This window comes from Enterobacter sp. 6722112 (assembly GCF_058661685.1).
In genome coordinates, this window is record NZ_JBZWGR010000007.1 from 3600733 (window position 1) to 3616902 (window position 16170).

18 protein-coding genes are annotated in these 16170 nt (G+C 57.9%); 14 read left to right on the forward strand and 4 right to left on the reverse strand.

Annotated elements, in window-relative coordinates:
* Positions 1-2: 2 nt before the first annotated feature.
* A complete protein-coding gene (locus AC4OVU_RS18640) occupies positions 3-1304 on the reverse strand; it encodes a CYTH domain-containing protein (protein ID WP_017384034.1) in 1302 nt (433 codons plus the stop codon).
* Between the two features lie 237 nt (positions 1305-1541).
* Here AC4OVU_RS18640 and AC4OVU_RS18645 point away from each other — a divergent pair, with 237 nt between their 5' ends.
* The gene (locus AC4OVU_RS18645) at positions 1542-2162 is read left to right on the forward strand and encodes a TIGR04211 family SH3 domain-containing protein (RefSeq protein ID WP_001303390.1); all 621 of its coding nucleotides are present in this window, start codon (positions 1542-1544) and stop codon (positions 2160-2162) included.
* 60 nt (positions 2163-2222) lie between these two features.
* Positions 2223-3464 carry a multifunctional CCA addition/repair protein gene (locus tag AC4OVU_RS18650; RefSeq protein ID WP_017692652.1) on the forward strand — a complete coding sequence of 414 codons (1242 nt, stop codon included), beginning with the start codon at positions 2223-2225 and terminating at the stop codon, positions 3462-3464.
* A gap of 13 nt (positions 3465-3477) precedes the next feature.
* Here AC4OVU_RS18650 and bacA read toward each other — a convergent pair whose 3' ends face one another.
* Positions 3478-4299, reverse strand: coding sequence for an undecaprenyl-diphosphate phosphatase (gene bacA, locus AC4OVU_RS18655; protein ID WP_003862545.1), 822 nt, complete (start codon positions 4297-4299; stop codon positions 3478-3480).
* Between the two features lie 106 nt (positions 4300-4405).
* The gene (folB, locus tag AC4OVU_RS18660; RefSeq protein ID WP_015571902.1) at positions 4406-4774 is read right to left on the reverse strand and encodes a bifunctional dihydroneopterin aldolase/7,8-dihydroneopterin epimerase; all 369 of its coding nucleotides are present in this window, start codon (positions 4772-4774) and stop codon (positions 4406-4408) included.
* A 107-nt stretch (positions 4775-4881) separates the two neighbouring features.
* Here folB and plsY point away from each other — a divergent pair, with 107 nt between their 5' ends.
* The 10 genes from plsY to ureG all read left to right on the forward strand — a co-directional run bounded on the left by plsY (position 4882) and on the right by ureG (position 12696).
* Entirely contained in the window at positions 4882-5496 is a 615-nt protein-coding gene (gene plsY / locus AC4OVU_RS18665; RefSeq protein WP_017384031.1) for a glycerol-3-phosphate 1-O-acyltransferase PlsY, read from the forward strand.
* A 92-nt stretch (positions 5497-5588) separates the two neighbouring features.
* Positions 5589-7055, forward strand: a complete 1467-nt coding sequence (locus AC4OVU_RS18670) for an MFS transporter (RefSeq protein WP_032669210.1) — start codon at positions 5589-5591, stop codon at positions 7053-7055.
* Positions 7056-7210: 155 nt separating this feature from the next.
* On the forward strand, positions 7211-8038 hold the full coding sequence (locus AC4OVU_RS18675) for an urease accessory protein UreD (protein WP_015571905.1): 828 nt from the start codon (positions 7211-7213) through the stop codon (positions 8036-8038).
* A 10-nt stretch (positions 8039-8048) separates the two neighbouring features.
* Positions 8049-8351, forward strand: coding sequence for an urease subunit gamma (locus tag AC4OVU_RS18680; RefSeq protein WP_003862556.1), 303 nt, complete (start codon positions 8049-8051; stop codon positions 8349-8351).
* Between the two features lie 10 nt (positions 8352-8361).
* Positions 8362-8676 carry an urease subunit beta gene (locus AC4OVU_RS18685; protein ID WP_015571906.1) on the forward strand — a complete coding sequence of 105 codons (315 nt, stop codon included), beginning with the start codon at positions 8362-8364 and terminating at the stop codon, positions 8674-8676.
* A complete protein-coding gene (gene ureC, locus AC4OVU_RS18690; RefSeq protein ID WP_110292530.1) occupies positions 8669-10372 on the forward strand; it encodes an urease subunit alpha in 1704 nt (567 codons plus the stop codon). The genes AC4OVU_RS18685 and ureC overlap by 8 nt, the downstream gene beginning before the upstream one ends.
* 9 nt (positions 10373-10381) lie before the next feature.
* Positions 10382-10846: an urease accessory protein UreE gene (gene ureE, locus AC4OVU_RS18695; RefSeq protein WP_060459974.1), complete on the forward strand. Its 465-nt coding sequence runs from the start codon at positions 10382-10384 to the stop codon at positions 10844-10846.
* A gap of 9 nt (positions 10847-10855) precedes the next feature.
* Positions 10856-11395, forward strand: coding sequence for a HupE/UreJ family protein (locus AC4OVU_RS18700; RefSeq protein ID WP_015571909.1), 540 nt, complete (start codon positions 10856-10858; stop codon positions 11393-11395).
* Positions 11395-12069 carry an urease accessory protein UreF gene (locus tag AC4OVU_RS18705; protein WP_110292531.1) on the forward strand — a complete coding sequence of 225 codons (675 nt, stop codon included), beginning with the start codon at positions 11395-11397 and terminating at the stop codon, positions 12067-12069. Before AC4OVU_RS18700 ends, AC4OVU_RS18705 begins: the two co-directional genes overlap by 1 nt.
* A 9-nt stretch (positions 12070-12078) precedes the next feature.
* Positions 12079-12696 carry an urease accessory protein UreG gene (gene ureG / locus AC4OVU_RS18710; protein ID WP_014071813.1) on the forward strand — a complete coding sequence of 206 codons (618 nt, stop codon included), beginning with the start codon at positions 12079-12081 and terminating at the stop codon, positions 12694-12696.
* Between the two features lie 43 nt (positions 12697-12739).
* Here the strand turns inward: ureG and tsaD are convergent, their stop codons facing one another.
* Entirely contained in the window at positions 12740-13753 is a 1014-nt protein-coding gene (tsaD, locus tag AC4OVU_RS18715) for a tRNA (adenosine(37)-N6)-threonylcarbamoyltransferase complex transferase subunit TsaD (protein ID WP_015571911.1), read from the reverse strand.
* 236 nt (positions 13754-13989) lie between these two features.
* On the opposite strand from tsaD, the gene rpsU reads away from it, so the two are divergent.
* On the forward strand, positions 13990-14205 hold the full coding sequence (gene rpsU / locus AC4OVU_RS18720) for a 30S ribosomal protein S21 (protein WP_001144069.1): 216 nt from the start codon (positions 13990-13992) through the stop codon (positions 14203-14205).
* Positions 14206-14320: 115 nt separating this feature from the next.
* Positions 14321-16063: a DNA primase gene (gene dnaG, locus AC4OVU_RS18725; protein ID WP_023304449.1), complete on the forward strand. Its 1743-nt coding sequence runs from the start codon at positions 14321-14323 to the stop codon at positions 16061-16063.
* Positions 16064-16170 lie beyond the last annotated feature (107 nt).

Sequence of the window (16170 nt, forward strand, 5' to 3'; positions counted from 1 at the left end):
AATTAACGTTTTCCGCTGTGCAGCCAGTACGGATCCTGCGAAATGGCCTCGTTGCGGAAATGCTCGATTTCGATCTGCTGACGGGTCTCTATGGCATGCTTCAGCCCCTGCCAGTTCTCCAGCCAGGCCTGCGCCTTCACGCCCTCATACGCACCTGACAGCAGCAACATGCTGTCGATGTTACGCGCCAGGCGGGGAAGCTGATCGCCATACTGGTCGCCCAGCGGATGCGCAAAGGTGGTTCTCAGCTCGGCCGCGTGACGGGAGAGGTGGATATCCGCAAAACGTTTGAAGTTTTCCGCGATTTTGGTCTGCCCTTTCGCATCGAGGAACGTGCGCCAGCCGCGCGTCACCAGAAACTCGGTCAGCGCCAGTTTCGCGCCGGCGTTTTGCGGGCTGTAGATCGCCGTTTGTGCCGACACGTCGGAAAGCATCAGCGTTTCGGTTTGAGTGAGCAAATCACGTAAGTGAGTGCTGGCTTTACGCGGTACAATGCCGCCAAAGAGCGTCAGGGTATGACGCACCAGCCCCATAGCGGCCAGCACCTGTTTTTTGGCATTTTTCACGTTACGCGCCCACAGCTCCTCGTGGTACTGCCACTGAGAGAGCGCCAGCTCCAGCGCCGCTTCCATGCCCTGCTCAACGGAGGCTTTCGGCACAACGCGCAGAATCGGGGTTTCTCGCAGCACGCGCGGCGCATTCCCGGCGGCCAGGTGATAGCCGCGTGCCGCTTTACTCAGGCTGCCCTGACGCAGGCCAGGCTGGTTCACCAGCTTGTGCGCCAGCTTCAGCACGTCGCTCGCCTCGCCTTCCAGCAGTTCGAGTTCCAATTCGCAGATCGGCTCCTGCTCTTCACCCGCCTTAATTTCACCCCGATCAAACGCGATCTCAATGCGGCTCTTGCCTTCCGTCACCAGCCATTTTTCGCGCCAGAAATCGGTGCTGAACAGCGGTTGCGCCTCTGCCGACAGCGTTGCGGGCAGCGTTCCTTCCGGCCACACTTCCGCCGGAAAACGATCCAGCTCAAGTTCTGGCTTACTGATGTCGATATTGTATTCCGGACGCTGGTGCAAACCGCCCACCACGCGACCGGCGATTTTCATCGTCATCTCGTAGCGCCCGTTCGCACCCCGGATGCGCAGGCCCATATCGTGGTTGCGCAGCCAGTTGTCCGGCGTTTCGTAATAGATGTTGAGCAGCTGTACGGGTTCATGGTGCTCGCCGGACAGCGTATTCAGATGCTGGCGGAGCGCGTCAGCGCTGTCTTTTTCGACGATAAACTTTAATTCGATCTCTTGTGCCATAGCCTTGTACTTTTGCGTGCGTCACAGACGCGTCGATGAAGGCGAACTTCCTCGCCATTTGTTTGTCAGTACATAGTATTTTGCGCCAAATTGCCACGCAATGAGCAATTTGACGGGCGTAAAAGTTTAAAGCGGTGGAAATCATGACACAGATGATTCCGATTGATGATGAATCCTTTGCGTAGCGACACTGATACCACTACTATCGTTCCACTTTTTATGAAAATAACGACTGATATGCTTAAATTACGCCTGATTGGACTTACTTTACTCGCTTTTAGCGCCGCAACCGCGGTCCACGCTGAAGAGAAACGTTACGTTTCTGATGAACTGAATACCTGGGTACGCAGCGGCCCTGGAGACAATTATCGCCTCGTGGGTACGGTAAATGCCGGCGAGGAAGTGACTCTGCTGCAAACCAATGCAGACACCAATTACGGTCAGGTTCGTGACAGCTCTGGCCGCACCTCATGGATCCCGCTGAAAGAGCTGAGCACGGTGCCAAGCCTGCGCACCCGCGTGCCGGACCTGGAAAATCAGGTGAAAACCCTGACCGATAAGCTGAACAACATTGACGGCACCTGGAACCAGCGCACCGCAGAGATGCAGCAGAAAGTGGCGCAAAGCGACAGCGTGATCGCCGGTCTGAAAGATGAAAATCAGAAGCTGAAAAATGAGCTCATCGTCGCGCAGAAGAAAGTGAACGCCGCGAATCTACAGCTGGATGACAAACAACGCACCATCATCATGCAGTGGTTTATGTATGGCGGCGGGGTGCTTGGCGTCGGTCTGGTGCTGGGTCTGGTGCTTCCTCACCTTATCCCGAGCCGTAAACGTAAAGACCGCTGGATGAACTAACTCGTCTTCTCTGCCACACTTACGTATCATCTTGCGAAAAGAGAAAACGGGAGTGTTGGCGTGAAGAGTTATCTGGTCGGTGGTGCGGTACGTGATGCGTTATTAGGTCTGCCGGTCAAAGATAAAGACTGGGTCGTGGTCGGTGCCACGCCCGAAGCGATGATTGACGCGGGCTACCAGCAGGTAGGCCGCGATTTTCCTGTGTTCCTCCATCCGAAAAGCCGGGAAGAGTACGCCCTGGCGCGTACCGAACGGAAATCCGGTTCCGGTTATACCGGCTTCACCTGCTATGCCGCGCCGGATGTGACGCTGGAGCAGGACTTACTGCGCCGCGATCTCACCATTAACGCCCTGGCGCAGGACGAAAACGGCCATATTATCGATGTCTACGGCGGCCAGAACGATCTGCGTGACCGTCTTTTACGCCATCTCTCCCCCGCCTTTTCTGAAGATCCGCTTCGCGTACTGCGCGTGGCGCGTTTTGCCGCCCGTTATGCCCATCTCAGCTTCCGCATCGCCGACGAGACGATGGCGCTGATGACGGCCATGACCGACGCGGGCGAGCTGGAACACCTGACGCCAGAACGCGTCTGGAAAGAGACCGAAAACGCCCTGACTACCCGTAATCCGCAGGTCTTTTTCCAGGTTCTGCGCGACTGCGGGGCGCTGAAAGTGCTGTTCCCGGAAATAGACGCGCTGTTTGGCGTGCCCGCCCCGGCGAAATGGCACCCGGAAATTGATACCGGCATTCACACCCTGATGACGCTGAGCATGGCCGCCATGCTCAGCCCGGAGGTGGACGTGCGCTTTTCCACCCTCTGCCATGACCTCGGCAAAGGGTTAACGCCAAAGGAGTTGTGGCCACGCCACCACGGGCACGGTCCGGCTGGCGTGAAGCTGGTTGAAGGGCTTTGCCAGCGCCTGCGCGTGCCGAATGACATTCGCGATCTGGCAAAACTGGTGGCCGAGTTTCACGACCTGATCCACACCTTCCCGATCCTGAAACCCGCCACCATCGTCAGGCTGTTTGATAACATCGACGCCTGGCGCAAACCGCAGCGCGTGGAGCAAATTGCGCTGACCAGCGAAGCCGACGTGCGCGGCCGCACCGGGTTTGAAGCGTCCGATTATCCACAAGGTCGTTTGCTGCGTGAGGCGTGGGACGTGGCGAAAGCGGTGCCAACAAAAGAGGTAGTGGAGGCAGGGTTTAAAGGCCCGGCGATCCGCGAAGAGCTGACGAAGCGGCGGATTGATGCTGTTGCAGCGTGGAAGGAAAAACGTTGCCCTCAGCCGAAAGACTGAGGGCGGTCGGTCATCAGAAGAAGACCACGTACACGGCAGCCGCGACGATAAAGCGGTAGATCGCGAACGGAATAAACGAAATACGCTTAATCAGTTGCAGGAAGGTTTTGATGGCGATCAACGCCACAATAAAGGCGGTGATAAAGCCCACGGCGAACATCGGAATGTCGCCCACGGTCAGGAAGCCGATGCTTTTGTAGAGATCCAGCGCGGTGGCACCCATCATCATCGGCACCGCCAGCAGGAACGAGAACTCAGACGCCGCGTAACGGCTCACGCCCATCAGCATCCCGCCGGAAATGGTTGCCCCTGAACGGGAGAAGCCCGGCCACAGCGCCAGACACTGGAAGCAGCCAATCATAAACGCCTGGCGATACGTCATATCGTCCAGACCTTCCGCACGCGGGGTTTTTGGCTTCAGCACTTCGGCGGCAATCAGCAGGAAGCCGCCGACAACCAGCGCGTACATCACGTTAATCGGGTTGAAGAGCGATTTAATGGTGTCGTGGAACACCAGCCCCAGCACCACCGCCGGGATCATCCCGAGCAGAATATGAATCAGCGTCAGGCGCCCTTTGCCCTCTCCTTCACGCTGCGGCAAACGCCCGAAGTGGATACCGATCAGACCAAACAGACGTCGCCAGAACATCACGACCACCGCCAGGATAGAGCCCAGCTGGATCACCACCTCAAACGTCTTTGCGGTATCGCCTTCAAAGCCCAGGAGATGGCCAACGATAATCATATGGCCCGTACTGGACACCGGCAAAAACTCCGTCAATCCTTCGACCACACCCAGTATTGCCGCAACCAGCAGCGAGTGCATATCGCTCATCTATAAACCCCTAAAAAGATATAAAAAAACGGTGTCCCACGCGGACAACCGTGAAAGATACAGCTTTAAGACCGATATAACCTAAAATGGTTTAGCTATTATGACGTTAAATCTTTCCTTTCAGATTTGTGCCACGCTCGATAATCACGCCCACATTGGCGGCGCGCGCCACCGCTCCCGGCTTGCTTAGCTTAATGCGCACCCATGGGGAGTTAAATTTGCTCAGCAGCAGGTCTGCTACCTCTTCCGCCACGCGTTCTACCAGCGCAAAACGTTGCCCTTCCACATGGGCGATGACCGTTTCACTGATGTCGGCGTAGCTCAGACAGTCATTCACATCATCGCTTTTTGCTGACTTGCGGTTGTCCCAGCCCATTTCGATATCGAACACCAGTTTCTGCTCGATGGTCTGTTCCCAGTCGTAAACACCAATTGTGGTGATTACCGAAAGTTGCTCTATAAATACAATATCCATCACGACCTGCCTGCTTTTTGGCTAAACCGGATACCACTTCCGGCGAATTATGCGTATTATCCACAGATGCTGAGAATACAGATACATTTTCAAAACGGAACAGCGTTATGAGTGCAATCGCGCCTGGAATGATTATCCTCGCCTACCTTTGCGGCTCAATCTCCAGCGCCATTCTGGTCTGCCGCATCGCCGGGTTGCCTGACCCGCGTGAAAGTGGTTCCGGGAATCCGGGGGCGACCAATGTACTACGAATTGGCGGCAAGGGAGCAGCCGTAGCGGTTTTGATTTTTGATGTTCTGAAAGGAATGCTTCCCGTCTGGGGCGCGTATGCGCTCGGCGTCACACCCTTCTGGCTGGGGCTGATTGCCATCGCCGCCTGCGTCGGCCACATCTGGCCCGTTTTCTTTGGTTTTAAAGGCGGTAAAGGCGTTGCCACCGCGTTTGGCGCGATTGCGCCGATCGGCTGGGATCTCACCGGCGTGATGGCGGGCACCTGGCTGCTGACCATTCTGCTGAGCGGTTATTCGTCGCTGGGCGCCATCGTCAGCGCACTGATCGCCCCGTTTTATGTCTGGTGGTTTAAACCGCAGTTTACCTTCCCGGTGTCGATGCTCTCGTGTCTGATCCTGTTGCGCCACCACGACAACATTCAGCGCCTGTGGCGGCGTAAGGAAACGAAGATCTGGACGAAGCTCAGGCGTAAAAAGAAAGACGCTCAGTAAACCGTTCGTTATGCCTTATAACCAAATGTGATTTTTGTCACCTTCTGCCTGTGGTAACTGTTAGAGACACAACACAACCACACAAAAAGAAAATGGCAGAAATCACAGATTCAACTCCCCTTCCAACGGCAGGAAACACCCCGGATGGCGACATCAAGTGGGTACGCAGCGCATCGGACGTTTCACGTCTGGTTAACGACGGCTCTCAGGGCCGGGCCAATGCCCGCATCGTGGTCGGTATCGCGCTCGGGGGAATTTTCCTCGATGCCTACGATCTCGGCGCGCTGGCATTCGGCATCAAAGACATCACCCGCGAATTTAACCTGACGCCCGCCGGTACCGGCATGGTAGCCTCGGCGATTACCTTTGGCGCGATTGTCGGGGCGCTGCTCGGCGGCTATCTTACTGATAAAATCGGGCGCTACCGCGTCTTTATGGCCGACATGGTGTTCTTTGTCGTTGCCGCTATCGCCTGTGCGCTGGCCCCGAACGAATATGTGCTTGCGGGCGCGCGCTTTGTGATGGGTCTTGGCGTTGGGATCGACCTTCCCGTCGCGATGGCGTTTCTCAGCGAGTTCGCCAGGCTGAAAGGCCCGGGGAATAAAGCCTCCAGCGTCGCAATGTGGTGCCCCACCTGGTACGCGGCCATCAGCATCTCTTATCTTCTGGTGCTCTTCTTTTACGCCGTGCTGCCGGAAAGCCACAGCGACTGGCTCTGGCGTCTGATCCTTGGCTTTGGCGCGGTGCCCGCGCTGGTGATTATCGCCATCCGCAGCCGCTATATGAGCGAATCCCCGGTCTGGGCGGCGAATCAGGGCAATCTGAAGGAGGCGGCGTCCATCCTGCGGCAGTCTTACAATATTAATGCCCACGTACCGCAGGATGCGCTCGACCAGCCCGCGCCTGTCGTGAACAAGGCAAAATGGTCGAACTACCTGAACCTGTTCCGCGGTATCTATCTGCGGCGTACCACGCTCGCCACGCTGCTGTCAGTGGTCTCCTCGTTCGCCTATAACGCCGTAGCCTTTGGCCTGCCGGTGATCATCTCCAGCTTCTTTGTGCAGTCGATGCTGACGACCATTCTGATCTCGCTGGCGCTTAACCTGCTGTTCGCGTTTGTCGGCGGGCTGCTGGCGGTGCGCTATGTTCCGCGCTTCGGCGCATGGCGGATGTCTCTGGCGGGTTATGCGTGCCAGCTTACGGCACTGCTCGGCCTGGCGCTGATTGGCCGCCCTGACGGGGCTACGGAAGGCGTATTCGCCGTCGCGATGCTGGCGCTGTTCCTGTTTGGTCAGGGTTTTGGTCCAGGTGCGCATACCATGACGTTTGCCTCCCTGAGCTACCCGACCTCGCTGCGCGGCGTGGGCGTGGGGCTTAACCAGACGCTGATGCGCAGCAGTTCAACGCTGTCACTGTTTCTGTTCCCGCTGCTGGTCGCCTCGCTGGATACCGCCGTGTTCTGGGTGATTGCGCTGGCGCCGTTTATCGGTCTGGCGTCGCTGCTGGCGATCCGCTGGGAGCCGTCGGGGTATGATGTGGATGCAGAGGATTATCGCTAGCCTTTCTTGCCGGGTGGCGCTGCGCTTACCCGGCCTGCATTACTGAAACCGGCTCACATGAGCCGTTTTTTTATCCATAAGCGACTCATATGACAGCCTTCATTTCCGCCAGGGCATACTGAAACGTACCCCGATAGTGTGGAAATGGAAGCACCATGTTAGCAACTCAGGTCACTGATAATTCATACAAAGGCTGGCAGGCCTCGCTTGCCCTCCAGTTTTGTCATACCCCTGAGAAAACCCTCCTCCATTCCGCGCGTCACAGCGGGCCGCTCACCGTTCAGCGTCCGTTTTATCCCGAAGGGGAAACCTGCCACCTTTACCTGCTGCACCCGCCAGGCGGAATTGTGGGCGGAGATACGCTGGATATTTCCGTGCGGCTCGACGCCAAAAGCCATGCCCTCATCACCATGCCCGGCGCCAGTAAGTTCTATCGCAGCAACGGCCCGCTGGCCTGCCTCAGTCAGCATTTTTACCTCGACGAAGAGGCCACGCTGGAGTGGCTGCCGCAGGACACCATTATTTTCCCCGGCGCTAACGCCGCGCTGCGTTCCGTCTTTCACCTGCACGCCACCAGCACGCTGCTGGCGTGGGAGCTGTACTGTCTGGGCCGTCCGGTGATAAACGAAACCTTCAGCCACGGCACGCTGGAGAACCGCCTTGAGGTGTGGGTGGATGGCGAGCCGCGTCTGATTGAGCGACTGCATCTCAGCGGTGGCGATCTGACGCCCGTCGCGGACCATCCGTGGGTCGGCACGCTGCTGTTCTATCCGGCCCGGGAAGCACTTCTCGACGCGGTGCGTGCGCTTCTCGCCCCGCTGGAAAACGTTGGCGGGGCGACGCTCACCGACGATCTGCTGTCGGTGCGTTTTCTCTCCCACGACAACCTGATTTGTCAGCGGGTGATGCGCGATATCTGGCAGTCGCTTCGCCCGCTTTTAACTTCCAAAACCGCCTGTTCGCCGCGCATCTGGCAAACATAAGAGAAACGCTATGGAACTGACTCCCAGAGAAAAAGACAAGCTGTTGCTGTTCACCGCCGCGCTGGTTGCCGAACGCCGCCTCGCGCGCGGGGTAAAGCTCAATTACCCGGAATCGGTCGCGCTGATCAGCGCCTTTATTATGGAAGGCGCGCGCGATGGCGAAACCGTCGCCTCGCTGATGGAAGCCGGCCGCCACGTCCTGACGCGCGATCAGGTGATGGAAGGCGTGCCGGAGATGATCCCGGATATCCAGGTGGAAGCCACCTTTCCGGACGGATCCAAGCTCGTCACCGTCCACAACCCGATCGTGTAAGGAGCGCGTGATGATCCCAGGCGAATACCGGATCCAGTCCGGAAACATTGCTCTCAACGTCGGGCGCGAAACCCGAAGTGTGATCGTGGAAAACCACGGCGACAGGCCGATCCAGGTCGGATCGCACTACCACTTTTACGAGGTCAACCCGGCGCTGAAGTTCGATCGCGAAGCCACCCGAGGTTACCGGCTGAACATCCCGGCCGGCACTGCCGTGCGCTTCGAGCCCGGCCAGAAGCGGGAAGTGACGCTGGTGCAGGTGACGGGCGCACAGCGCATTTTCGGCTTTCGCGGCGAGGTCATGGGCGAGGTGAAACATGGCTGAGATTTCACGCCAGGCGTATGCCGATATGTTCGGCCCCACTACCGGGGATAAAGTGCGGCTGGCCGACAGCGAGCTGTGGATCGAAGTGGAAGACGATCTCACGATCTACGGCGAAGAGGTTAAATTCGGCGGCGGAAAAGTGATCCGCGACGGCATGGGACAGGGGCAGATGACCGCCGACGACTGCGTGGATCTGGTGCTCACCAACGCGCTGATCGTCGATCACTGGGGGATCGTGAAAGCGGATATCGGCGTAAAAGATGGGCGGATCTTCGCCGTCGGCAAAGCCGGAAACCCGGACATCCAGCCCGGCGTGACGATCCCGATTGGCGCGGCAACGGAAGTGATCGCCGCCGAAGGGAAGATCGTCACCGCAGGCGGGATCGACACCCACATCCACTGGATCTGTCCGCAGCAGGCGGAAGAGGCGCTGGTGTCTGGCGTCACCACCATGATCGGCGGCGGCACCGGGCCTGCGGCAGGCACAAACGCCACCACCTGCACACCGGGGCCGTGGTATATCGCCCGCATGTTGCAGGCAGCCGATACGCTACCGGTGAATATTGGCCTGCTGGGTAAAGGGAACGGCTCCAACCCGGACGCGCTGCGCGAGCAGATCGCCGCAGGTGCCATCGGGCTTAAGATCCACGAAGACTGGGGCGCGACGCCTGCGGCCATCAACTGTTCGCTGGAGGTCGCTGAAGAGATGGATATTCAGGTGGCGCTGCACAGCGACACGCTGAACGAGTCCGGTTTTGTCGAAGACACGCTGGCCGCCATCGATGGGCGCACCATCCACACCTTCCACACCGAAGGGGCGGGCGGCGGCCATGCGCCGGATATCATCACCGCCTGCGCGCACCCGAATATTCTGCCCTCCTCCACCAACCCGACGCTGCCCTACACGGTCAACACCATCGACGAGCACCTGGACATGCTGATGGTTTGCCATCACCTCGACCCGGATATCGCCGAGGACGTAGCGTTTGCCGAATCCCGCATTCGCCGGGAGACCATCGCCGCCGAAGACGTGCTGCACGATATCGGCGCGTTCTCGCTCACCTCGTCAGATTCACAGGCAATGGGCCGCGTGGGGGAAGTGATTATCCGCACCTGGCAGGTGGCGCACCGCATGAAGGTGCAGCGCGGCACACTGCCGGAAGAGACCGGCGATAACGATAACTTCCGCGTGAAGCGCTATGTCGCCAAATACACCATCAACCCGGCGCTGACCCACGGCATCGCCCATGAGGTCGGTTCTATTGAGGCGGGCAAGCTGGCGGATCTGGTGGTCTGGTCCCCCGCCTTCTTTGGCGTCAAACCCGCCACCATCGTCAAAGGCGGGATGATCGCCTGCGCGCCGATGGGCGACATCAACGCCTCGATCCCCACGCCGCAGCCGGTACATTACCGCCCGATGTTTGGTGCCCTTGGTGCCGCACGCCACGCCACGCGGCTGACGTTTGTCTCTCAGGCTGCTGATGCCAGCGGCATTCCGCAACGGCTCGGACTGCAAAGTGCCACCGCGGTGGTGAGAGGCTGCCGGTCGGTGAAAAAGGCCGACATGATCCACAACGATTTACAGCCGAATATCACCGTTGACGCGCAAACCTATGAGGTACGCGTCGACGGCGAATTGATCACCAGCGAACCGGCAGAGGTTTTGCCGATGGCGCAACGCTATTTTCTGTTTTGAGGAGTCATGATGATCTATTTAACCCAACGCCTGGACCATGCGCATCCGATTACCGCCAGCGTCACGCTACCGATTGATGTGAGGGTAAAAAGCCGCGCCCGCGTGGCGCTGAACGACGGCCGCGAAGCCGGGCTAATGCTGCCGCGCGGCCTGCTACTGCGCGGGGGCGACCTGCTGACTACCGACGATGGCAGCGAGGTGATCGAAGTGATCGCCGCCCCGGAGTCGGTTTCCGTGGTGCGCTGCGCCGACCCGTTCCTGCTCGCCCGCGCCTGTTATCACCTGGGCAACCGTCACGTACCGCTGCAAATAATGCCTGGCGAACTGCGCTACCACCACGACCACGTCCTCGACGATATGCTGCGTCAGTTCGGGCTGGAGGTGACCTTCGCCAACCTGCCATTTGAACCGGAAGCGGGCGCTTACACCAGCGATGCCCACAGCCATAGCCACTCTCACGCTCATTCACATTAAGGACTCATCATGCGCAAGTACTTACCGCTGTTACTGCTGGCTTTTTCCGTTCCCGCGCTCGCACATCCCGGCCACGGGACCGACAGCTTCCAGGCCGGATTTCTCCATCCGCTGACCGGGCTGGATCACCTGCTGATGCTGACGGGGGCTGGCGTGCTCTCCGCCCTGAGCGGCCGCAAGCTGCTGTTGCCGTTAGCGACGCTCGGCATGATGCTTGCTGGTGCCGTTGCGGGCAGCCTGCTCGGCGGCTTTAGCGGCATGGAGATGCTGATTATCGCCTCGCTGGCGGTCTGCGGCGTGATGATGTTTAAGACTGAAAATCGCCTGCTGCTGGCGGTGCCAGCCCTGGCGATGTTCCACGGCTGGGCGCACGGCGTGGAGATGTCCGGCCACAGCTTCTGGCTCTTCACCAGCGGGTTTATGTTAGCCAGCGCCACGGTGCTGTGTGCCAGCTTCGCGGCAGGGCTGCTGCTGCGCCGTCACGACGGCCTGCGTAAAACCTTCGGTGGCGGGCTGATCGTCTCCGCCCTGCTGGCGCTGATGAGCTGATGGAGCACGCCCGCCAGCGGCTGCGCCTGATGCAGCTCTCCAGCAGTAGCCTGCCGGTCGGATCGTTTACCTGGTCGCAGGGGCTGGAGTGGGCTGTCGAGGCCGGGTGGGTCACGGACGCTGAGGCCTTCAGGCGCTGGCAGATCCAGCAGATGGAGCAGAGCTTTTTCTGCGTCGACCTGCCGCTGTTTATCCGCCTGTATTGTGCCTGCGCGAAGCAGGACATCGCGGCAGCAAAACGCTGGACGGCATACCTGCTCGCCTGCCGGGAAACGCGCGAGCTGCGCGATGAAGAACGCAACCGTGGCGCGGCCTTTACGCGCCTGATTAAAAGCTGGGAACCCGCCTGCCCGCCAGAATGGCTGCCGCTGTTGATGCGAAGCCAGCTCGGCGGCATGGCGTGGCTCGGCGTGCGCTGGGGCATTAACGCGCGCGAGCTGGCGCTGAGCCTGGGCTACAGCTGGATAGAGAGCGCGGTGATGGTGGGCGTCAAGCTGGTACCGTTTGGGCAGCAGGCCGCACAACAGCTGATTATCGACCTGAGCGACCATTTTGCCGCCGGGTTTGAACAGGCATTTTTACGTGGCGACGACGCGCTGGGGGCCGCTACGCCGCTGTCGGCCATCGCCTCCGCGCGCCATGAAACCCAATATTCACGACTATTCCGTTCCTGAGGAGTCAACATGGCTGATTACAAACATCCCCTGCGCGTGGGCGTGGGCGGCCCGGTAGGGTCGGGCAAAACCGCCCTGCTGGAAGCGCTCTGCAAGGCGATGCGCGACACCTATCACCTGGCGGTGGTGACCAACGATATCTACACCAAAGAGGATCAGCGCATCCTGACCGAGGCGGGTGCGCTGGAGCCAGAGCGCATCGTGGGCGTGGAAACGGGCGGCTGCCCGCATACCGCCATCCGCGAAGATGCCTCAATGAACCTGGCGGCGGTGGAAGCGTTGAGCGAGAAGTTCGGCAATCTGGATCTGATCTTCGTGGAAAGCGGCGGGGATAACCTGAGCGCGACCTTCAGCCCGGAGCTGGCGGACCTCACCATCTACGTCATCGACGTGGCCGAAGGGGAAAAAATCCCGCGCAAGGGCGGGCCGGGGATCACCAAATCCGATTTTCTGGTGATCAACAAAACCGACCTCGCGCCGTACGTCGGTGCGTCGCTGGAGGTAATGGAGCGCGACACTAATCGCATGCGCGGCGAGCGTCCGTGGACGTTTACCAACCTGAAAGCGGGTGACGGGCTGGCGACGATTATTGCGTTTCTGGAAGAGAAAGGAATGTTGCGGGTGTAGAGCCATGATCCCCTCTCCCTGTGGGAGAGGGTTAGGGTGAGGGTTACGCCTCCGGCAGTTCCGCCAGCGGCCAGCGCGGACGCACGGACACGCTCAGGTCAGCCGTTGCGCCGGCGTTCAGACGCACCATCCCGGCGTAGGCGATCATCGCCCCGTTATCGGTACAGAACTCCGGACGCGCATAGAACACTTCCCCGCGACGTTTTTGCATCATTTCGGCAAGCTTCGCGCGCAGCGTGCGGTTAGCGCTGACGCCACCGGCCATCACCAGGCGCTTAAAGCCGGTCTGATCCAGCGCGCGCTTGCACTTGATCATCAGCGTATCCACCACCGCGTCTTCGAACGCACGGGCGATATCGGCACGGGTCTGCTCACTGTCGTCATTATTGCGGATAGTATTGGCCGCGAAAGTTTTCAGGCCAGAGAAGCTGAAATCCAGCCCCGGACGGTCGGTCATCGGTCGCGGGAAGACAAAGCGCCCTTCCGTTCCCTGCGACGCCATTTTCGACAGCATCGGGCCGCCCGGGTAATCCAGCCCCAGCAGCTTGGCGGTTTTGTCGAAGGCTTCACCGGCAGCATCGTCGATCGACTCGCCCAGCAGCGCGTACTTGCCAATGCCCGTTACGCTAATCAGCTGGGTATGCCCACCGGAAACCAGCAGCGCCACAAACGGGAACTCTGGCGGATTGTCTTCCAGCATCGGCGCCAGAAGGTGCCCTTCCATATGGTGAACCGGAATGGCCGGAACATCCCACGCGAAGGCCAGCGAACGCCCTACCGTTGCGCCGACCAGCAGCGCGCCGACCAGGCCCGGCCCTGCGGTATAGGCCACGGCATCAATATCTTTTGCACTCAACCCGGCCTCTTTAAGCGCCGCCTGAATCAGGGGAACCGTTTTACGCACGTGGTCACGAGAGGCCAGTTCAGGCACGACGCCGCCGTAGTCAGCGTGCAATTTCACCTGACTATACAGCTGGTTGGCCAGAAGCCCTTTTTCGTCGTCGTAAATCGCGATGCCGGTTTCATCGCAGGATGTTTCAATACCCAGTACACGCATGACTTGTTTTACCTCTTTTCAATACCGCGCAGTGTAGAGCCTGGGCGGATTGTTGTAAAACTTTGTTCGCCCCAGGAAGAAGCCTCGTGTATACTCCTCACCCTTATTAAAGTCCCTTTCAAAATCGCATCGGTGCTTTACAAAGCAGCAGCATTTGCAGTAAAATTCCGCACCATTTTGAAATAAGCTGGCGTTGATGCCAGCGGCAAACCGAATTTATTAAAGGTGAGAGTTACATGCCGGTAATTAAAGTACGTGAAAACGAGCCGTTCGACGTAGCACTGCGTCGCTTCAAACGTTCATGCGAGAAAGCAGGTGTTCTGGCTGAAGTTCGTCGTCGTGAGTTTTATGAAAAACCAACGACCGAACGTAAGCGCGCTAAAGCTTCCGCTGTGAAACGTCACGCGAAGAAACTGGCTCGCGAAAACGCACGCCGTACTCGTCTGTACTAATCTGTTGAGGGCCACAGCCCTCAATTGACAGACAGAGTTGTAGTCGTAAGGCCGTGCTTCCGGAAGGAATGCGCGGCTTGTTTTCGTTTATAAGTCGCTTAAATTTTTGGGGCATATGGCCGGAAGAATCCCACGCGTTTTCATCAATGACCTGCTTGCCAGAACCGACATCGTCGATCTCATCGACGCGCGGGTGAAGCTAAAAAAGCAGGGCAAGAACTACCATGCGTGCTGTCCGTTCCATAACGAAAAAACCCCCTCTTTCACCGTAAACGGTGAAAAACAGTTCTACCATTGCTTCGGCTGTGGCGCACACGGTAATGCCGTCGATTTTTTGATGAACTACGACAAGCTCGAGTTCGTTGAAACCGTCGAAGAGCTGGCGGCGATGCATAACCTTGAAGTGCCGTATGAAGCGGGAACTGGCCTGAGTCAGATAGAACGCCATCAGAGGCAAAATCTCTATCAATTAATGGAAGGGTTAAATGATTTTTATCAGCAATCCTTCACCCAACCCAACGCCGAACCAGCACGCCAGTATCTGAATCAACGAGGTCTAAGTGCCGAGATTGTTCAGCAGTTTGCAATTGGTTTTGCTCCGCCAGGCTGGGATAACGCGTTAAAACGTTTCGGTGGTAATGTCGACAACAGGAAACTGCTGCTCGATGCCGGAATGCTGGTCAACAACGACCAGGGAAGAACTTATGACCGTTTCCGCAATCGAGTGATGTTCCCGATTCGCGACAAACGGGGCCGGGTGATTGGTTTCGGTGGACGTGTATTGGGTAATGATACGCCGAAATACCTTAACTCTCCGGAAACAGAGATTTTTCATAAAGGCCGCCAGCTTTATGGCCTTTATGAAGCCCAGCAGCATAATGCTGAGCTACCACGATTGTTGGTTGTCGAAGGATATATGGATGTGGTTGCCTTGGCGCAATACGGTATTCATTATGCCGTTGCTTCGCTGGGAACATCGACTACAGCCGACCATATGCATATGTTATTCCGGGCGACTAACAACGTCATTTGTTGTTACGACGGCGACCGTGCAGGCCGAGATGCCGCATGGCGTGCGCTTGAAACCGCAATGCCTTACATGACAGACGGACGTCAGCTACGCTTTATGTTTCTGCCCGATGGTGAAGACCCGGATACGCTGGTTCGTAAAGAGGGTAAAGAGGCATTTGAAGCAAGGATGGAGCAGGCTCAGCCGCTCTCAATGTTTTTATTTAACAGTCTATTGCCACGGGTCGATTTGAGTTCACCGGATGGCAGTACGCAACTGGCTGCACTAGCGTTGCCGCTTATCAGTCAGGTCCCTGGCGATGCGCACCGTATTCAGCTGCGCCAGATGCTAGGTCTGAAGTTGGGAATTTTTGACGACGCCCAGCTTGATCGTTTAATGCCAAAACAGGCAGAAAGTGGTGTCGTACGCCCCACTCAGCAGATAAAACAAACTCCTATGCGTATACTTATAGGGCTGCTGGTGCAAAACCCGAATCTGGCTCCGTTGGTTCCACCTTTGCATGGGTTAGTGCAGAGCAAACTACCAGGACTCAGCTTGTTCAACGAGTTAGTAAGTCTTTGTGTTGCACAGCCAGGCCTTAATACGGGGCAGCTTCTAGAGAACTATCGTGGGACAAATGAATACTCAACACTTGAAAAACTCTCAGCCTGGAACGATATAAGGGATGAGAATGTTGAAAAAATGTTCACCGACACGCTAAACCGAATCTTTGATTCAATGCTTGAACAGCGACAAGAAGAGTTGATAGCTCGCGATCGCACGCATGGTTTAAGCAGTGAAGAGCGCAGGGAGTTCTGGGAAATCAGACAAGCCCTGGAAAAAAAATGAATTTAACGGCTTAAGTGCCGAATATCGATCGGGAAGCCCCCGGCAGCCGCACTGAGAGGCAGCGGCAAAAATATAAGTACGCCCTCGCTTTAAAGGTTGGCAGCCCA

Excerpts from the sequence above, each read along its gene's own strand:
- AC4OVU_RS18645 (WP_001303390.1), top strand. The coding sequence starts at position 1,542 with ATGCTTAAATTACGCCTGATTGGACTTACTTTACTCGCTTTTAGCGCC.
- AC4OVU_RS18680 (WP_003862556.1), top strand. The coding sequence starts at position 8,049 with ATGGAACTGACTCCCAGAGAAAAAGACAAGCTGTTGCTGTTCACCGCC.
- AC4OVU_RS18705 (WP_110292531.1), top strand. The coding sequence starts at position 11,395 with ATGGAGCACGCCCGCCAGCGGCTGCGCCTGATGCAGCTCTCCAGCAGT.
- AC4OVU_RS18670 (WP_032669210.1), top strand. The coding sequence starts at position 5,589 with ATGGCAGAAATCACAGATTCAACTCCCCTTCCAACGGCAGGAAACACC.
- tsaD (WP_015571911.1), bottom strand. The coding sequence starts at position 13,753 with ATGCGTGTACTGGGTATTGAAACATCCTGCGATGAAACCGGCATCGCG.
- dnaG (WP_023304449.1), top strand. The coding sequence starts at position 14,321 with ATGGCCGGAAGAATCCCACGCGTTTTCATCAATGACCTGCTTGCCAGA.
- ureC (WP_110292530.1), top strand. The coding sequence starts at position 8,669 with ATGGCTGAGATTTCACGCCAGGCGTATGCCGATATGTTCGGCCCCACT.
- ureG (WP_014071813.1), top strand. The coding sequence starts at position 12,079 with ATGGCTGATTACAAACATCCCCTGCGCGTGGGCGTGGGCGGCCCGGTA.
- AC4OVU_RS18700 (WP_015571909.1), top strand. The coding sequence starts at position 10,856 with ATGCGCAAGTACTTACCGCTGTTACTGCTGGCTTTTTCCGTTCCCGCG.
- plsY (WP_017384031.1), top strand. The coding sequence starts at position 4,882 with ATGAGTGCAATCGCGCCTGGAATGATTATCCTCGCCTACCTTTGCGGC.
- ureE (WP_060459974.1), top strand. The coding sequence starts at position 10,382 with ATGATCTATTTAACCCAACGCCTGGACCATGCGCATCCGATTACCGCC.
- bacA (WP_003862545.1), bottom strand. The coding sequence starts at position 4,299 with ATGAGCGATATGCACTCGCTGCTGGTTGCGGCAATACTGGGTGTGGTC.
- AC4OVU_RS18675 (WP_015571905.1), top strand. The coding sequence starts at position 7,211 with ATGTTAGCAACTCAGGTCACTGATAATTCATACAAAGGCTGGCAGGCC.
- rpsU (WP_001144069.1), top strand. The coding sequence starts at position 13,990 with ATGCCGGTAATTAAAGTACGTGAAAACGAGCCGTTCGACGTAGCACTG.
- folB (WP_015571902.1), bottom strand. The coding sequence starts at position 4,774 with ATGGATATTGTATTTATAGAGCAACTTTCGGTAATCACCACAATTGGT.
- AC4OVU_RS18640 (WP_017384034.1), bottom strand. The coding sequence starts at position 1,304 with ATGGCACAAGAGATCGAATTAAAGTTTATCGTCGAAAAAGACAGCGCT.
- AC4OVU_RS18685 (WP_015571906.1), top strand. The coding sequence starts at position 8,362 with ATGATCCCAGGCGAATACCGGATCCAGTCCGGAAACATTGCTCTCAAC.